Genomic DNA, 17529 nt, shown 5'->3' with positions numbered 1-17529 from the left:
TTTGCGGTGGCTTATGATGATTAAGGCGTTGTGCGGTAGCTTTTGTATTGCGTTACTCACACCTTAGCAAGGCGTTAGCTATAATGACAAATTTTCCTAATATTAATTGGAGGAATAATATGAATGGAATCTTACCTGACTTGATTCAAAGCTTTGAAGAATGCTTAAAAATGGTTGGTGGTCAAAGAGATCATTACGATGTTGACGCAGCATTGGCGATGACTTTTATTTTGATGCAAAGAAAAGTTTTCAATGAACAAGAGCGTAGTATCCTGTCCATGAAATTATCCGAAAAGTGTTTAAAACGGGGAAATATATTTAATGATGTGAATGAGCAAGCTGAATTTTTAGAAATGGCCAGTTTTTATCCTGAGACAGTAAAATATTTGGTTAATAACGGAGTGTTTAATCTTTCAACTCTTCGTCTTGCACTGGATAAATTGAATCATGAAGTACGTAAGAGTAGCGGCTATAGCTCTATGGCACAATGCATGATGTACACTCAAAGTAAAGCTGATAGTGCAATCATCATTCAAAACTGTATCAATTTGATAGATAGCTAACAAACTGTTTAAGAGTGATTCGCAACGCGTGGCATTTTCACTATGCGTTGGTTTAAGTGATTAAGGTGGTATGCGGCGGCTTTTGTATTGCGTTGCTCACCCCTTAACTGGGCGTTATGTTGAGAAGGAAGTTATGAAAACTTTATTGAAACAAAGTAAATTGATCAGTTTTAAATTAATGTATAGCTTTATCACTAGAGTATTAATTTGTGGCATGTTTGCTTACTACTTAGTCGAGATATCTAAGGCTCCATTTTTAACACAATTAGGATACATCGTATTTTTTTGTGCTGTATCTTTAGCTGCTGAGTATTTAGCAGCTAAACCGAAACAGTCGCTAGAAGTTGTGCTTGATGGTAATAGTTTATCTCTTTTAGGGACAAGTATAAATACTGCTGATATTAATGAAATTTTGTATGCGCAAACCAAAAGGTTTGAACATACGGTAAGGTTTCGTTTCAAAAATCAGACATATCAAGACTTTGAACTAGCTTCTCCTGACTTAATTGAAGATCTAAGATTTTACCATTTTCTGGTTGAAAACCAGTTGCCTGTGAAGATGCTAGATAGTCATGAACGCGTTGCTTAACATCTCAACATAACAAATTGTTCAAGAGTGATTCGGCACGCGTGGTATTTTTACTATGCGTTGGGTTTAGTGATTAAGGTGGTATGCGTAGGCTTCGACATTGCGTGCCTCACCCCTTAGCAGGGCGTTATGTTGAATAGGGCTTCAAAGCCCACAGGTATTCAGCTAATCTCTTCTTCCACACAATATCTTAGGTATATACATGATTGTTCACGTTACAATTCCCGTTAGTGATTTAGAAAGAAGCCGGAAGTTTTATGAAGAAGCTTTTAGTCCACTAGGGTACAAAATTGCATTTGGTGAAAAAGGTAAATTTTGGGCTTTCGACCTCGGTAAGGGCTTCTTATTCGAGATCTGTAGTGCTAAGACTGAGGGTGCTTTAACAAGCTTTCATATTGCCTTCCGTGTGGCGAGTCAGCAAAAGGTTCGAGAGTTTTATAACTCAGCTATTTCAGCAGGAGCGCGAGACAACTGAGCTCCAGGACCGCGACCTCACTATACCGAGAACTATTATGCCTGCTTCGTTCATGATCCAGATGGTCATAATATTGAAGCTGTCTTTGACACCTGGAAGTCTTGATGCAGTTGAAAATGCGGTAAAAGTTTAATGTAAAACACGTGCTGAGTTTCAACATAACAAACTGTTCAAGAGTGATTCGCAACGCGTGGCATTTTTACCATGCGTTGGGTTAAGTGATTAAGGTGGTATGCTGCGGCTTTTGTATTGCGTTGCTCACACCTTAACAGGGCGTTATAGCGCTAGGCGATAGTGTTGCATTGATCGCAATTTCAATTACCGCCTGTCTCTGGCATAAGATGCGATAAATTAAACTAAAAACATACAGTTTAATTCGTTATTCATTTGAGTGAATATTTGCCTTTTCAAAGTGAAAAGGAGTTACACATGGAGAGTTTGGTTTATACAGGAACAGAGCTGAAGTGGCACGGGCGCGGTACCTTTAAAGCGACTTCTGGAATGAAGGGTTATCAATACCCTGAAGACCAGTGTGTTCCAGATAAAGGTCCTGTCCCAGAGGGAAAATACTATATTCCTCTTATATTGGGAGCTTTGGCTGAAGATGATGGTTCTGGCTTTTGTGTGCTTAAACCATCATGGCAGGTTCAAGAAATACCGCGTGGAGAAAGCGCAGGCGAGTGTGATCCTTACTGGGCTAACTGGGGCTATAATCGGGTGCGCTTTGAACCATACGACGAGGTTACCAAAAAAAGATGCAGACCTTCGAGAAGTGGCTTTTACCTTCATGATTCAACTAAAGGATACAGCCATGGCTGTATCGAAGTGGAAGGACGCTTCTTCAATGAACTTAGAGCGTTTATCAAAAAAACAGATGCTCGGAAGCTTATGTTAAGTATCAAATACCAACCGAATGTAAAAACTAATGGTGGAACTTATGTTGGCTAGAATCTGTATTTTATTATTTTGTTGCCTCCCCTTTTTGTCGTTCGCGCAGCAGACTGCAAGTAGTTTCGTTGACTTCGAGAATACACTTTCAAATTGTGTTTCTATTGATACTAGCGATACTTATGACCGTAACAATCTAACTCTAGTAGATATGAAGCTGACACTAGAAAAAAATATAGGTAGCTGTGGGTGCAAATCTGCCATAGCATCTATTACGCTTGAAAGCATGCCTTCTGGTAGTTCAAGCTTTGACTTTGCTTTGATCAAGTCTCGCATTATATCAGTTCCTTTATTGCTCGATAATACATTGAAAAATGTTAGCAGCATCAAGGGTGCTTTGGCTTGCGGTAATAACTAGCGCAATAACAAAGCATTTAAGAGTGATTCCCAACGCTTGGCATTTCTCATTCTATCGTTGGCTTTAGTGTTTACGGCACAATGGTTTAGTTTGGGTGGAATGCGTTGTTCACCCCTTAATGCGGCGTTATGTTCTTGGAGGAAATTGTGGGCTATCAAAGGGATAGGGTAACTTTCAGCGTTTTCCATAAACTTGCTTTAACTATTTACAAATGCTTAAAATTTAAGGTTTTAGGCGAAACAGAAAAGCTAGAGTGGCAGCAAGTTTTAGTAGCCGATTGTTTGCGTGTTATAGGTTTTTGTAGTTTGGCTCATTGGCTAGCTTCCAACGTCCAAATGTCGACATCTAGCGATAAGCACAAGTTTTGGTCTACTCATATTTCGGGTATTGCGTTGCAATACGCAGGTGATATGGGGGGTGCTGAAAGAGCATACTTACAAAGCCAAGATTACGGTTGTGTGCTTTCTTTGAGTTTCAGTTTACAACACTTGGGTAAATTAAACGTGGAGCTTGGTAACTATGAACTCGCTGAAAAGCAGTTTATTGAAGCTTTGGCTATTCGAACGAAACTGAAGCGTACAGACTTAATAGATTCGACCAACCGAGCAATACAAGGGTTACAAAAGCTACGAACATAACAAACAGTTCAAGAGGGATTCAGCACGCGTGGCATTTTGGGTATGCGTTGGTTTCGGTGTTGAAGTGCTATGCGGCAACATCGGTATTGCGTGCTTCACCCCTTAACTGGGCGTTATGTGCAGGAGGTCAAATGAGCAAATATGGTGATGTTGCTGTAGAAGCTACTCACATCGCTCAAACTGGAGTCTGTCCAGTTGAAGCTTGGAATACAGCTGCAGAAAAAGAGTTCAAGGAAAATGCTGCTTCCATCAAAAAAGGGTGTCCAAAAAACGCTTTTCTAGGTTTAGTTGAAAGTGGCTTTGTCGTTGGTGTGCCCAGAGGAAGCTATACAAAATCAGTTCTAAATAAACAATATGCATTAGAGGCAGTTAGGCTGCTAAACGAAAATCCAGACATGCAAAACAATATCAAAAAACTCTGGGTTCAGTCATGTGGCTCCGAGTCTAAAGTGCATAATAGCCAAATGGATGTTGTTGTGTCGTTGTAGTCTCGTGGGTTGCTGGAGTAAGCACATAACAAACTGTTCAAGAGGGATTCGCAACGCGTGGCATTTTCACTATGCGTTGGTTTAAGTGATTAAGGTGGTATGCGGCGGCTTTTGCATTGCGTTGCTCACCCCTTAACAGGGCGTTAGTACGGGGTTGGCACCAAAGGTCATAAGTTTCGGTGTTTATCTGTTTTGGTGTTCGTATTTACACCTTACAGTTTGTACCTTTCACGTTCTTTACGGTGGCACTATATGCGGTGTGTTCGCTTTGATTTCACCGTTTACGGTTTCCAACTCTTAGCCTATTTCTTTGGTGCTTCTTCTCTTTCGTGGTTTTTACTAAGTCAGAATTGTCTTTCTTTGGTGTTGCCGTCGAAGTGCGAGGAACGAATCCTTTTCTAATTTGAAGCCAGTAAAAGTAGGGCAGTTCAGTGCGTTTTTCTTCTAGCCAACTTTCGTCTATCAATGGCGGTAAAGTTTTGTAGCTGCCCGTCTCACTTCAGTGTTCAAAGCCTTTCATATCATCTCAATTTTCAATATTTTGGAACGCATAAATAGAAGTAGCGCATGTACTAACAAATTGCTTAAGAGTGATTCGTAACGCGTGGCATTTTTACTTTGCGGTGGTTTATGTGATTAAGGCGCTGTGCGGTAGCTTTTGTATTGCGTTACTCACACCTTAGCAAGGCGTTAACTGGCGCAGAAAATATGAAAGCGCAATGATACAGTTTCTAGGTTCAGAGATTTAGCGTGTTCGGTCGGTTTCCTTAGCTGAGCTAATGTGACTAATTTCAGTTTGATACTTAAGTTTACTGATGTGAAAGGCGGCACAAAGCCTTCTAATAATATAAGGCATTCGCGATTAGTCCGGCATACTTACATCGCCGAAGTATGGTGTTGTGAGACGCATTTCAAACTAAAGATAAACGGTAATTTTTTGGTTAAATACAAATTTGGGTTAGCTTTGCTAATCATTAATTAGCAAAATGAGCTTTGGCGAAAGTGGCTGAAAGAACGGCGAAAACTGAAAGGCGCTCAGTTAACAAACTGTTCAAGAGGGATTCGCAACGCGTGGCATTTTCACTATGCGTTGGCTTAAGTGATTAAGGTGGTATGCGGCAGCATCGGTATTGCGTTGCTCACCCCTTAACAGGGCGTTATGTGCTTTGGGAGAAAATGGAAATGGATATTCCCGACAGATTCAAAAATGTAAGATACGTTTCATCCCGCATTCCGGGTTGCAAAGATGATTCAGACTTAACGCTTGGAGCTAACTGTCAGGTCTTTGCTTATAACCTGCTCAGAGACTTCGGTCTAAATCCACCTAACTACCGTTCTAGTGAATGGTGGGATGAGTGAGGTGGTCACTGAGTTTAAGCCGCTAGATATCATGATGTACAACGACTCTACTGACTCATACGGAGCACACGTTGGGGTGTATGTCGGTAATGGACTCGTCTACCCCCTTTCTTTATCCAATGGCGTACCCATGTTTGAGCGCCATTTAGACTTACTTCAACAAAGTAAGTATCAGTTTTTATTGGCGCTAAGCGTATAAAACAGTTTGGTGCATAACGTAAGTACGCACATAACAAACTGTTCAAGAGGGATTCGCAACGCGTGTCATTTTCACCATGCGTTGATTTTAGTGATTAAGGCGGCTTGCGGCGGCTTTTGTATTGCGTTGCTCACCCCTTAGCTGGGCGTTAGCCTTATTACGGGGAATTGGAGCCCTCAGCAGAGGACTCCCGATATAAATCACTGTTTAAAAACGTGGTCTAAAACTGCAATATGATACGCATTTACTTGTCCCCAACGTTCATCAGGAACTTTATTGATCTTACCTCCAATTTTTTGGGTGTAAGCTCTAGCTTCCAAACCTTTAGCTTTTGCTAAGGTCAGAATGATTGGGATATTTTTAGAGTTACAATAAGCGATAACTGTGTAGTAATCCTTATCTCCAAATTTAAGCTCTAATGCAGCATTTGCCGCTTTAAATGCATCGTCGGCTTTTTGATTGGCTTTTGTAACTTCGGCATTTGTTCTAGAAATGTGAGCTTGTGTATTTAACTGAGCCTTTTCTAAGTTGTTAATTCGTTGGTCATGTTGAACTAGCAAATTAGCTTGGTTTAATAGTTGATCCGCCGATGATAGTACTCTCTGTGCTTCGAAATATGCATCTGCCAATTGTTCTTGGACTTGCCATGAAAAATCATCGGTAAATGCTTTTACCAACATTGAGTACCCACGTTGTGTAATTAAAATAATTCCAGATGGCGGAATAGGGTGTGGGTAAGAAGCTGCAAATGCTTGGTCCGTAGGCATTGCTATGAAGTAGTGTTTGTTCTTAAGCAACTTCGATTGGTTTGCAGTAAAAATGTTGTAAGTAGTGTTTTGAGAAACTCTATGTTATTTGTCAATGTTCCACAAGGTTAGGACACGCTCGGAGTTAAACTCAACGACAGGGATCGTAACCAAAAGGTCATTAATACTCAAAGGTCAAATATGGATATTTACCCAGAAATCGAATTATCTAAAGCGCAGCATAATGCAATTGAAGCGCTTAGAAACCAGTCGTTTCCTGAACACCAAGTTACTCGCTCTTACTATAAGCAACTCCCGCATATGAGAGTTCTGAATTACGAAGGTGATCAGTTAGTTGGTTACATGGGATTAGACTACAGAGTTGTTCGCGTTGGTGATGAAATTTATAAAGTATTAGGTGTGAGTGACTTTTGTGTCGAGAGCAAAGTTCAAAGACAAGGTATTGGCACAACAATGTTGTCTCAACTCAGCGAGTATGCGTCCACTAAAGATGTCGACTTCATCATTTTAGTCTCCGATTTGGAGCGTTTTTATGTGGCTAATGGTTATCAGCGCCTTAACTCTCTAAGTTCTTGGTTGCGCGTTCATGAACATAAAAATTACGGTGTTGCTGTAGAGCAACTAGATGATTTATATGTTAAACCTATCAGCGGCAAAACTTGGGCTGTTGGCCATATAGATTGGTTAGGGTATATGTACTAGTCTGTAGTGGGCTAATAAGTTGTTCAAAAAGAAATACTACACATAGCATTTCCAATTAGCGTTTCTTATACCTTACGGGAGCGCTTTCCCACAAGGAGCAATATGTGATTGTAGTAGCAAGGTTTTCTTTTCCTCATGAAGCTCATATTGCGAGAGCAAGCCTAGATAGTGTCGGAATAGAAAGTTACATCGCTGACGAGCACACGGTAAATACTCAGTGGCTTTATTCAAATGCAATAGGCGGCGTCCGTCTGATGGTGGCCGAAAGTGATGCAGAAGATGCGAAACAAATACTTAGTAGCGATTTCTCAGAATCATTGGGAAATGAAGTTGACGTTGATGAAGAAAAAGACGTTTGCCCTAAATGTGGTAGTAAAGATCTATTTGCATTTACAAAAGGTAAACGCCCAGCTTTCTTAGTTTTTATTTTACTGGGTTTTCCACTGTTTTTTTACAAGCATGGTTATAAGTGTAAGCAGTGTGGGGAGTTTAGTGAAAAACTTTAAATCTTCAGATAACAAGGCATTAAAGAGACAACTTGTACTCGTAGTATTTTTACGATGAGTTAGGTCTAGTGCCTATACAAGAAGTCAGAGTTACTGCTTGCTTACAAGCAAAGCATTATACGATAGTGAAGGAATAACATTGAATGAGTGAAATTAAAACAATAGAGCAGTTAAAAGAAATTTACGCAGAGCCAAGTGCGAGAGCTAAAAATAAAGCTCTGCCTGTGCTGGATGTTCATGCGATTACATTAATTAATAACTGCCATTTTGCAGTTCTAAGTACCGCTGATTCACAAGGGCATATCGATCTTTCTCCTAAAGGAGGGGAGCCTGGCTTCGTAAAAGTTTTAGATGAATCAACATTGTTGCTCCCTGATAGCTCGGGGAACAATCGTATCGATAGTCTAAAAAATATCATTAGTAACCCCAAGGTAGGGTTGTTATTGATGGTAAATGGTATTGATGAAGTGCTCCGTATTAAAGGAATCGCAAGTATTCACACCGACGCCAACTTGATATCTGCTTGCCCCGATGGAAGTAAAGATCCTAAGGTTGTTATCAAAATAGTCATAGAGAGTATGTACTTTCATTGTGCGAAAGCGGTGATGAGAGGGAAACTTTGGTCTGATGACTATAAAGTAAATCGCTCAATTCTCCCTTCATTAGCTCAAATCTTTAAAGATCAACAAAAGTTAGAAAGTAAAGCGCTTAATCAAGAAGAGATGTTGAAATATTACCAATCTAGCCTTTAGAACAAGCGTGGTAATATATTGAAAAGATAGAAAAATCAGATTCGACCGTACTATGCGGAAGTATGGATTAGGTTTAGTGGGGATGTTACTGTCTCAATAATGTTAGTTCACCAATAAGCAATTGTTAGTCCAAATTTTAGAATGAAAAATGCAGAAAAATTTACTCTAGAAAATTACGTTTTGGCTAGTCCGGGAGTTAGGTGTGTTGGACAAATGATTGATCTTTTTGTCAGTTTTAGCATTTTTACTCTCGTTTTATGGGGCGGCTTAGAAATCGGTATTGAAAAAGAGCTTGTGCGCGCTACAGCAGTAACTGCGACTGTATCGTATTACCTTTTTTCTGATTGTTTACCAAATGGTCAAAGTGTGGGTAAAAAACTTTTGGGCATTGCAGTTATAAGTGCAAGAACGGGTAAAAAGTGCAATATTTTTCAGTCGCTCTTTCGAAATGTTATTACTCCATTCTTCGGTTTTATTGACTCAATTTTCATTCTTGGTAAAAAGAGGCAACGTCTCGGTGATAAGTTAGTGAGAACGGTGGTGGTAGTGCACTAGTTTGTGATAGCGCTGAGGACTAGGGTTCAAGTCGGGCTTTGTTTTCGTGGTGGAACAGCCTCGCTTAGGAGGTAGCGTTACTCACATACTTAATGTAGCGTTGTAAGAAAATTGGTATTGGAGTCCAAGTTTTATGTCAGAAAAAGAGAAAATGTTAGCAGGTGAGCTTTATGACCCAAGTGATGAAGAGTTATTAAAGTTAAGGTTGAGCGCTAGGTTACTAACTGAAAAATTGAATGCCACGTCCGTTGAGCATAAACAAAAGCGAGTTCAAATAACTAAGCGCTTGTTCGGCACAACAGGGGACGATATTCATGTTGAATCTTCTTTCAATTGCGACTACGGATCCAACATTCACGTTGGAGATAATTTTTACGCTAATTTTGGTTGTGTGATTTTGGATGTTGCGGAAGTTAAGTTTGGTGATAACTGTTTACTTGGGCCTCAAGTTGGCATTTATACTGCGACTCATCCCTTAGATCCTATCGAGAGGAACAGTGGTTTAGAGCTAGCAAAGCCCATAAACATTGGTGACAATTGTTGGATAGGTGGCCATGCCGTAATCAACCCTGGCGTAACACTTGGGAACAACGTGGTGGTAGCCTCTGGCGCAGTCGTTACAAAGAGTTTTAGAGACAATGTCGTTGTTGGTGGCGACCCAGCCAGAGTACTGAAGGAAATCGTCACTAAGTGATAATAAAGTATATGGACTATTTTGAGCCTGAGTTTAGGACTTGTGATCAACTCACCCCAAGCTTTGATGTGTTCAACGGTTACTTGTTGACGCACTTGAATGTCTAAAATTTGCTTCAATACAGAGTCGTTACACGTGGCGCTTTTGTCGTGCGTTGAGCTTGTTTAAAAGTCTCATACGAAATCATTTGTATTACGTGTCTCACACTTTTATTGGATTTTCGTCACCAATAACAAACCAAAAGGCTGACCCCAAAATGTTAGTAACAAAGATTGAAACGGAACGATTAATTCTAAGAGAGCTAGTTGAAGATGATGCAAGCGAATTGTTTGACATCTTCTCAGACCATGAGGTCATGAAATATTGGAACTCTGGCCCTTGGGTTTCAATTGAAGAAGCGCGGACATTTATAGCCAAGAGTACACAGGCCATGAATAGCAATACAGAAGTGACACTAGGCATCTTCCTAAAGAGCAATGGCCAACTTCTGGGTAAGATAATGCTGTTTAATCACGTGAAAGAGTCTAGGCGCGCAGAAATTGGCTTTGGCGTTAGTCGTCATTTCTGGGGTAAAGGCATTGTATTAGAGGCGGGAACTGCATTAATCGAACACGCATTCAAAACACTGAATCTACGTCGAATCGAGGCTGAGATAGATCCAGACAATGCTTCTTCAGGTAAAGTCTTGGAACGGTTAGGTTTTATAAAGGAAGGTTTCCTAAGGCAGCGTTGGGAAGTGAATGGAGTAGTCTCAGATTCCGCAATTTACGGGTTGTTAGCTAACCCCTAGGCAGCGTTTAGTATCCGGCCTTAAACGCATCTAATAGGTCTAGCCTGCTCGTGCTCTATACACAGCCTTACATTTGACGGTGAGGTTTCTTGAATTGACTTGGTGGTCACTGAATGTACTATCAAAGATAGGACTTACTGCAAGGATAGCAGCATGAGCGAGAAATTATTTTGGGTTAATCCCTACCAAACAGAACTTAACTCAAGAGTGAGCAATGTAGACGGAAATAAGGTTGAATTGGACCAGACTATCTTCTTTGCAGAGTCTGGAGGCCAAGAGAGTGATAAAGGAACGATTAATGGTATTCCGGTTTTGATTGCTCAAAAGTTAGGTGTTCGACTTATTTACACATTGGAATCCTCTCCAAATTTTACTCTTGGTGACATTGTAACTACGAATATTGATTGGAAGCGTAGATACGCCTTAATGAAGCTACACTTTGCGGCTGAAGTGGTGCTCGAGATGTTTTATCAGCGTCGGGAAGGCATTGTTAAGATAGGCGCGCATATTTCTGAAAATAAGAGTCGCATAGATTTCGAGTGGTCTGAAAGTATTGGCCCGCTATTGAAAGAAATTGAAACTGATGTGCAAGATTTGATTAACTCTGATTCAGTTATTATTAGTGACTTTTCCGATCAAGAGAGTGAAAGAAGGTATTGGAGAGTGGATGGGTTTGCGCAAGTGCCTTGCGGTGGCACTCACTTAAAGCGCACATCAGAAGTCGGCCAAATTCAATTAAAACGCAAGAACATCGGTAAAGGCAAAGAAAGGGTAGAGATAACCTTATGCTCGTAAGTCGATAGGGCATTAGAAATAGATTCCTAACACGTGGCATTTAATTCATGGTGAGATTCACATTTGCGATATGATGGTTGAGATTGAGGGCGTGTTGGCTACTTCTTAACGAAACGCTACACGATAGGGGCGGGAGGATGATATGTCGAAAGTTACATTGAAAGGCTTTATTTTAGTTCCGGAAAAGGATCTAGAATTAGTAAAACATGCGTTAATAACTCACAAAAGGCTCACGTTAGAAGAGCCGGGCTGCCTTAGTTTTCTTGTGACTCAAAGCTCGACTAATCCGTTTCGTTTTGATGTCTATGAGGAGTTCGTCGACAAAGCCTCTTTTAAACAACATCAGGAAAGAGTTCAAGCCTCACATTGGGGAAAAGTAACAGCCAATGTTAAACGGCAATACGAAATCTTTGAATGTGTGCATGACTAATCGAATCGGAGTGATTTAGAGCGTTTACACTTTGCTTTTCATGTTGCTCTACGCTCTACTATGTTGCTTTATTCAGCTATTCACCTGGCTTAGTGTTCTTAATACTTTGCCGTATTAAATCTAGAAATTTTAATGGAAGTGTTATGTTTAGAGTTGTGTATGAATGGCGTGTGCCAAGTGAAAAAATGGATGAGTTTCAAAATATATGGCGTTCGACGACAGATTCAATTCATCAGTCAGTAGAAGGGGCGCTTGGTAGTTTTATGTTTCGTTCTTACGATGTACCGGAAAAGGTTTTAACTATTGCCAAGTGGCGAACACGTGAAGACTGGGAGCGGTTTTGGGGAACTAGTAACCCAGAAAAAATGAAGAAGATGAGTGAAATTGCAGAGCGTATTTCAGTTGAACCATTCGATGAAATTGAAGATAGAACTAAGTAGGGCAATAGAAACGTTAAAGTGATGCCTAATGAACAGTTTGGCGGACAATATGAAAGACAACCTTAACCAAGGAATAGGGTTATGCAGATTTTAATCGTTGGAGGTAGTAAGGGTCTAGGAAGGTTCTTGGCTACGAACTTACAGGGTACAGAAATTTATGCGATTTCTAGATCAAAGCTAGTTGAGGAGGGAGTCGCTTCTGTTTGTATTGACGTTGATCCCGGTAAAAAGCCAGATTATACGTGCTTCAAAGGTGTAGAGTTTGACATCATAGTTTATTTGGCGTCGATGTGGGGAGAGTCTTCAGAATTGACAACAAACGAACTGATTGAGTTTATGAATGTTGGTCCGATTGGGTATCTTAATTTAGTCAATGAGCTTAACGCTTTAGGTTCACTTAACGATAAATGCAATATTGTATCTATTGGCTCTACAGCAGAGCTTTCAGAAAGTAGTGAATACCCTGCATTCGCCCTCAGTAAAAGATTACTCAAAGATATTTCTAGCCAGCTGCAAAACGTTTATCGTGATTACCGCTTTACTCACTTTACAATAGGTGGGATCGGGCATGCTGAAGAGGAACGTATTGAGTATTCGAGTGTTTTGGAGATTATAAATATGCTAACTAAGCTTGATCCAAACACATACCTTTCAAATATGTATATAAAGTCCAAGCTAGGAATGTAGCTCTCAAGCTGTATTACGTACCTGCTCCTATGGTTTGGCATCATGTGCATTCTTTTTATTGAGCTATGGTTATAACTCCAATGAAAGGAGTTTACTTATGTCATACATTGATGGTTTTGTCGCTGCAGTACCGACAGCGAATAAAGAAAAGTATATCGCACACGCAAAAATAGCAGCAGAAATGTTCAGGGAGTTTGGGGCCTTAAAGGTTGTTGAGACGTGGGGGAGTGAAGTACCAGATGGTGAGATCACATCATTTCCCATGGCAGTTAACGCTGAAAGCAACGAAACCGTTGTGTTTTCGTGGGTAGTCTGGCCTTCAAAAGAAGTTCGAGACTCAGGGTGGCTGCGGATTATGGGTGATCCTCGAATGAGTCCAGATAATAACCCAATGCCCTTTGATGGAAAGCGTCTCATTTATGGCGGATTTGATGTTATTTTGGAGCAGTAAAATACCAAAGAATCTCAACTCGATTCGTGACACTTGGTGTTTTAATCAGTATTACGCTTCTGATGTACGTTCAATAGAGTATTCCGCGATAAGTGTTGATAAAACTCCATTTGGAGGCTTAGAGTAAAAATGGAAGAGATAAATTATTCACTGATTGTCGTATCAGCTATCGCTGCCATCGCTAGCCCCGGACCTGCGACTCTTGCGATAGCAGGCACGTCAATGAACCACGGTCGACGCTTTGGTGGGTATTTGGCTGCAGGTGTTTTAACGGGGTCTTTATTTTGGTCAACCTCAGCCGCTTTTGGTCTCGCAACCATACTCTATAGCAATGTTTGGCTTTTTGAAATTCTTAGATATTGTGGGGCATTTTATCTTTTATATTTGGCTTTAAAGTCCGTACATTCTGCCTGCAACATCGAGCAGCTAAAGTTACCCAAAACATACGTAACGACAAAGAAGGGTAACTACTTAACCGGAGTGTTAATTCACTTAACTAACCCAAAGGCTATTCTGTTTTTCGGTGCGCTTTATTCGATAGGGGTTCCTCCTACGGCCAGTCCGTTGGAATTGTTGTCGGTCATTTTTGTTGTAGGGCTGGTTAGTGCTTTGGTTTTCTTTGGCTATGCTTTTCTTTTCGCGTATAAAAAGGTCAGGCAAACCTATCTCAGATCCAAAGCAGTTTTTGAAGGCGTGTTCGCGTTATTTTTTGGTGCGGCAAGTATTAAGTTGCTGCTTAGTGAGGCAGGAAAATGAAGCACAAAAGGCTTGAAGAAATAAGAATAGATAATCTATCTGATTTGACGGTCTATTAAGTATACTAAGTAGCCGATTTGTTAACTTCCATAAGAGCTGCTGGCTAGAAAAAGCTTACAACCAAACGATGCTAAATATTATCATTCAAAGGGCTAACAAAGGCCCATAATTTAATTCGTATCACTGTTCATGATTGTGCTCTTCGCGCAGTGCTGTAGTATTAGTAACGTGTTGTTAATACTAAATATAACCAATTGAAACCTGGACGTTGCATTACTTGTAGTTCGATGAAATGTTATCCCGCAAGACGTTAATTTGGAGAAAAGAATGGATTCAAACTCACTATTATTATTTGTTGTCGCTTGTCTCGCTATCAACATGATTCCTGGACCTGATGTAATTTATATTGTTTCCAATACAATGAAAGGTAAATTATCTGCTGGGCTGAAAGCGGCTCTGGGGCTTGGTATTGGTTACTTTTTTCATACACTAGCGGCATGTTTAGGTTTGTCAGCAATAATTCTGAGTTCATCTTTGGCTTTTAGCGTTGTTAAATGGTTAGGGGCCGCTTACCTAGTTTATTTAGGTGTTCAGTCATTACTGTCTATGTGGCGTGGAGAAAGTAAAATCGTTGAAAACAAAAATGTTGATAATAATAAAAATGTGTTTGTTCAGGGGGTTATCGTCAGCGTCTTGAATCCAAAAGTAGCGCTATTCTTTCTCTCGTTTCTGCCTCAATTTATTGATACGTCTGCAAGCTCAACATCAATGCAATTATTAGTACTTGGCTTGCTGTTCAGCGTACTTGCGACGACATGTAACGTTTTGTACGCCTCTGTGGGTAATTGGGTATTTAGTCGTCCACACTCTCAGCGTTATTCAAGAACTCTTGAAGGTGTTTCAGGTATTCTACTTATCAGTCTAGCGAGTAAAGTGGCATTTAGTGATCGTTAGATACAGGGCATTTTATTCTCGTGATTATTATATGGCTAAGGTTTGCTCAACCTATACGCTAAGTGAGTGCTATTGCATAGGCTGAATCACAAATTTCAAAAATACCAATAAGTGAACGTATTTATTTATAGTATGGTTGGCGCGATTTTATCGTAGCTAGGTTAATAACATGAAAAATAAAGTAATTCTGTGTTCCGCATTCCTTTTGGGTTTGTCAGGTTGTGCTTCTGTTCCTACTGTTGATTCGACAGTATCAAATCAAATGAAATCATTTGAAGCACCTCAAAAGGGGAACGCAGGGATTTACATTTACCGAGAAGATGCTTTTGTCGGAGCAGCGCTTAAAAAGTATGTTTACGTCGATGGGGAATGTATTGGTGAAACCGCTCCTGGTGTATTCTTCTACCATGAGGTCGAAGGCAATAAAGAACATCAAGTAAGTACAGAGTCTGAGTTTTCTGAAAATCACTTAACTATCTTAACGGAAGAGGGCCGTAATTATTTCGTTAATCAATACATTAAAATGGGTGTATTTGTTGGTGGTGCGGGCGTAGAACTCGTAGACGAAAGCAAAGGTAAAGCAGAAGTACTAAAAGTCGACATGGCAGAAAAAGGAAACTGTTCTTCGATCTAGTTTTACTAACAGACGCTTTTTAGATTAAAAAACACATTATCAATGTAACCCAACGCTTGATGAGATCCATTTAGCGTTGGGTTTTGTATTTTTGGCAAACAGTATACCTATTTCAGACCGCATGATTTGCCACCTCCTAGCTTGAGCCCACTTATTGTTCAAAGAATCTACTTGTGAAACGTTAATTCTCGAGAGGATTTCGTAGGGAGCAATCCTACATACGCGATTAACTGATATGTCATTCCATCATTAACCTTGTCGAGTGTATTGCTAAACTAGGTAGCGGTGTGTCTCCTCTCATTAAACAAATAATAGGTATATCAGTTTTAGCTTCTATCCCTTTACATCATGTACTCGGAGCGCAATTTAAAATCAAAGGACTAACGCCAAGATTAGAGAAAAATCTTGAAAATCACCTTACACCACTAACGAAACTCTCTGTTTCAAACATTACCTCAAATCGACTAACGCAGGTGGTTAATAACGCATTAAACCCTTATGGCCACTATCATTCCGAGCTCAGAGTTCAGAGATCCGAGAATGATCTCATCACGCTTGAGGTCGACGCTGGGGAGGTGATGTTGGTGGCAAAATCTAACCTTGCCGTGTCGGGGGAGGCCTGTAACGATCAGGATTTCATCGAACTAATTAATCAAGCTCAACTTAAACAAGGGCAGCCGTTGCTTCATTCTGAGTACGACACGCTAAAACGAAACTTGATTTCATTGGCTCAGCAAAAAGGTTACTTAGATGGACGTTTTATCGAATCGTCTTTGGAAGTCATTCCAAGTTTGAATCAAGCCCATGTGAATCTGCATTTCTCTAGTGGTTCTCGTTACCAATTTGGAGAGCTCTCTGTCCTTACGTCGGGTATCGAAACGGCTCGAATAGAAGCGATGAGAACATTTGAGTGGGGCGACGATTTTGACACTTTGAAATTGAGTCAATATCAGGCCGATCTCTCCAGTACTGATTGGTTTCGCAGTGTGATTGTGAAAGCGGATTTCGAGGAGGTATTCGATGGCTATAAGGTGCCGATAGAAGTACTCGCAGAGCCGAATTCACGCAATATTGTGCAAGTCGGTGGAGGTTATTCGACAGACTTGGGGTTGCGCGCTTCGCTAAACTGGACCAAGCCTTGGTATAACGCACGTGGACACAGTTTTGAGGCACAAGCGTACGCTTCCAAACCGGAACAATCCCTATTACTTGGTTACAAAATTCCCACCCAAAATGTTCTAACGGATTACTACGGGATTCAGTTTGAATCTAAGCATGTCGACTATCGAGACACATCGAGTTTTTCTAATGATTTATCGTTTGAAAAACACTGGCAGTTAGACAGTGATTGGCAAAGCACCATGCACGTTCGTTATTTGCAAGAAAGTTATCAACAAGCGTCGGAGAATAACGAATCACAGTTGTTATTACCTGGGGTGACATTTTCACTGCTTGATCGCAAGAACGATCAATTAGAAGTAAATCACCGTCACGTCTACTCATTGGAATACTCGGACCCCAATTTTTTCTCCGATTCTCGTTTGCTGCGCATTGAAGGCAACAGTGTGCTGTCGTGGGATATTAGTGAAAAACACAAGTTTCACTTTCGTTCCAATGTCGGTATTAATGTCGCTGACACTTTGAGCGATATCCCATCATCATTACGTTTCTTTGCGGGAGGTGACGGCAATCTTCGGGGTTATGGTTATGAGTCTATCTCTCCGAGAGATGAAAATGGCGATTTAACCGGTGCTCGTTACATGTTTACTGCTGGGTTGGAATATCAATATCAGGTCTACCGCCAATTGTGGCTTGGGGCATTTTATGATGTTGGTGATGCCTTCAACGATAGGGTGGATTGGAAAAGCGGTACAGGGTTGAGTTTGATATGGAATTCAAAATACGTGCCTGTCAAAGTGGACTTTGCTTATGGTTTAGATGCCCCACAAGGAGACCAATTCCGCGTTCACTTTTCGCTAGGCACGCAGTTTTAGCGGAC

General features: G+C 40.6%; 24 protein-coding genes. 23 read left to right on the top strand and 1 reads right to left on the bottom strand.

The genetic code is table 11. The annotated features are described in order from the left end of the window. Positions 1–119: 119 nt before the first annotated feature. From R7E47_RS17410 to R7E47_RS17370, 8 genes are all read left to right on the top strand, one after another. Entirely contained in the window at positions 120–563 is a 444-nt protein-coding gene (locus R7E47_RS17410; protein WP_151514861.1) for a hypothetical protein, read from the top strand. Positions 564–696: 133 nt separating this feature from the next. Further along, positions 697–1152: a hypothetical protein gene (locus R7E47_RS17405; protein ID WP_258669898.1), complete on the top strand. Its 456-nt coding sequence runs from the start codon at positions 697–699 to the stop codon at positions 1150–1152. Positions 1153–1354: 202 nt separating this feature from the next. Then, positions 1355–1627, top strand: a complete 273-nt coding sequence (locus R7E47_RS17400) for a VOC family protein (RefSeq protein WP_258669896.1) — start codon at positions 1355–1357, stop codon at positions 1625–1627. 429 nt (positions 1628–2056) lie between these two features. After that, positions 2057–2575 carry a L,D-transpeptidase family protein gene (locus tag R7E47_RS17395; RefSeq protein WP_010448432.1) on the top strand — a complete coding sequence of 173 codons (519 nt, stop codon included), beginning with the start codon at positions 2057–2059 and terminating at the stop codon, positions 2573–2575. Continuing rightward, complete coding sequence (locus tag R7E47_RS17390; protein ID WP_307851075.1) at positions 2553–2933, top strand: DUF2195 family protein; 381 nt, start codon at positions 2553–2555, stop codon at positions 2931–2933. Before R7E47_RS17395 ends, R7E47_RS17390 begins: the two co-directional genes overlap by 23 nt. A 305-nt stretch (positions 2934–3238) precedes the next feature. Continuing rightward, on the top strand, positions 3239–3571 hold the full coding sequence (locus tag R7E47_RS17385; RefSeq protein ID WP_318084740.1) for a tetratricopeptide repeat protein: 333 nt from the start codon (positions 3239–3241) through the stop codon (positions 3569–3571). 131 nt (positions 3572–3702) lie between these two features. Beyond that, positions 3703–4059, top strand: coding sequence for a DUF6979 family protein (locus tag R7E47_RS17375; protein WP_248525306.1), 357 nt, complete (start codon positions 3703–3705; stop codon positions 4057–4059). A gap of 1351 nt (positions 4060–5410) precedes the next feature. Then, positions 5411–5617, top strand: coding sequence for a hypothetical protein (locus R7E47_RS17370; RefSeq protein ID WP_005377069.1), 207 nt, complete (start codon positions 5411–5413; stop codon positions 5615–5617). A 200-nt stretch (positions 5618–5817) separates the two neighbouring features. On the opposite strand, the gene R7E47_RS17365 is transcribed toward R7E47_RS17370, so the two are convergent. Further along, complete coding sequence (locus tag R7E47_RS17365; protein WP_236147240.1) at positions 5818–6297, bottom strand: hypothetical protein; 480 nt, start codon at positions 6295–6297, stop codon at positions 5818–5820. A gap of 267 nt (positions 6298–6564) precedes the next feature. Between R7E47_RS17365 and R7E47_RS17360 the strand changes: the two genes are divergently transcribed. The 15 genes from R7E47_RS17360 (at position 6565) to R7E47_RS17290 (ending at position 17524) form a co-directional block, all read left to right on the top strand. Further along, complete coding sequence (locus R7E47_RS17360) at positions 6565–7086, top strand: GNAT family N-acetyltransferase (RefSeq protein ID WP_005377075.1); 522 nt, start codon at positions 6565–6567, stop codon at positions 7084–7086. Positions 7087–7190: 104 nt separating this feature from the next. Continuing rightward, positions 7191–7592 (top strand): DUF2007 domain-containing protein, encoded by a 402-nt coding sequence (locus R7E47_RS17355; RefSeq protein WP_005377076.1) that lies wholly within the window; start codon positions 7191–7193, stop codon positions 7590–7592. Positions 7593–7735: 143 nt separating this feature from the next. Continuing rightward, positions 7736–8344 carry a pyridoxamine 5'-phosphate oxidase family protein gene (locus R7E47_RS17350; protein ID WP_005377078.1) on the top strand — a complete coding sequence of 203 codons (609 nt, stop codon included), beginning with the start codon at positions 7736–7738 and terminating at the stop codon, positions 8342–8344. Positions 8345–8485: 141 nt separating this feature from the next. Then, positions 8486–8899, top strand: coding sequence for an RDD family protein (locus R7E47_RS17345; RefSeq protein ID WP_258669883.1), 414 nt, complete (start codon positions 8486–8488; stop codon positions 8897–8899). A 133-nt stretch (positions 8900–9032) separates the two neighbouring features. Further along, positions 9033–9593 (top strand): sugar O-acetyltransferase, encoded by a 561-nt coding sequence (locus R7E47_RS17340; RefSeq protein ID WP_318084733.1) that lies wholly within the window; start codon positions 9033–9035, stop codon positions 9591–9593. 256 nt (positions 9594–9849) lie between these two features. Next, positions 9850–10383, top strand: a complete 534-nt coding sequence (locus R7E47_RS17335; RefSeq protein ID WP_005377081.1) for a GNAT family N-acetyltransferase — start codon at positions 9850–9852, stop codon at positions 10381–10383. Between the two features lie 153 nt (positions 10384–10536). Next, complete coding sequence (locus R7E47_RS17330) at positions 10537–11178, top strand: alanine--tRNA ligase-related protein (RefSeq protein ID WP_053350311.1); 642 nt, start codon at positions 10537–10539, stop codon at positions 11176–11178. Between the two features lie 142 nt (positions 11179–11320). Then, positions 11321–11608, top strand: coding sequence for a putative quinol monooxygenase (locus R7E47_RS17325; protein WP_053306982.1), 288 nt, complete (start codon positions 11321–11323; stop codon positions 11606–11608). 143 nt (positions 11609–11751) lie between these two features. Then, positions 11752–12048 (top strand): antibiotic biosynthesis monooxygenase family protein, encoded by a 297-nt coding sequence (locus R7E47_RS17320; protein WP_054866197.1) that lies wholly within the window; start codon positions 11752–11754, stop codon positions 12046–12048. An 81-nt stretch (positions 12049–12129) separates the two neighbouring features. After that, the gene (locus R7E47_RS17315; RefSeq protein ID WP_318084731.1) at positions 12130–12735 is read left to right on the top strand and encodes a hypothetical protein; all 606 of its coding nucleotides are present in this window, start codon (positions 12130–12132) and stop codon (positions 12733–12735) included. Between the two features lie 97 nt (positions 12736–12832). Next, entirely contained in the window at positions 12833–13186 is a 354-nt protein-coding gene (locus R7E47_RS17310; RefSeq protein ID WP_005387184.1) for a DUF1428 domain-containing protein, read from the top strand. Between the two features lie 129 nt (positions 13187–13315). After that, the gene (locus R7E47_RS17305; RefSeq protein WP_151514847.1) at positions 13316–13942 is read left to right on the top strand and encodes a LysE family translocator; all 627 of its coding nucleotides are present in this window, start codon (positions 13316–13318) and stop codon (positions 13940–13942) included. 327 nt (positions 13943–14269) lie between these two features. Beyond that, positions 14270–14896: a LysE family translocator gene (locus tag R7E47_RS17300; protein ID WP_033907480.1), complete on the top strand. Its 627-nt coding sequence runs from the start codon at positions 14270–14272 to the stop codon at positions 14894–14896. A gap of 169 nt (positions 14897–15065) precedes the next feature. Continuing rightward, positions 15066–15530 carry a DUF2846 domain-containing protein gene (locus tag R7E47_RS17295; protein WP_005377099.1) on the top strand — a complete coding sequence of 155 codons (465 nt, stop codon included), beginning with the start codon at positions 15066–15068 and terminating at the stop codon, positions 15528–15530. Between the two features lie 287 nt (positions 15531–15817). Next, positions 15818–17524 carry an autotransporter assembly complex family protein gene (locus R7E47_RS17290; protein WP_318084728.1) on the top strand — a complete coding sequence of 569 codons (1707 nt, stop codon included), beginning with the start codon at positions 15818–15820 and terminating at the stop codon, positions 17522–17524. The last annotated feature ends 5 nt before the right edge of the window (positions 17525–17529 follow it).

The sequence above is a fragment of the Vibrio sp. Vb1026 genome, from assembly GCF_033338745.1.
GTDB lineage: Bacteria > Pseudomonadota > Gammaproteobacteria > Enterobacterales > Vibrionaceae > Vibrio > Vibrio alginolyticus.
The sequence above is the reverse complement of the archived record's forward strand: the minus strand, read 5'-3'. Positions and strand labels throughout refer to the sequence as shown.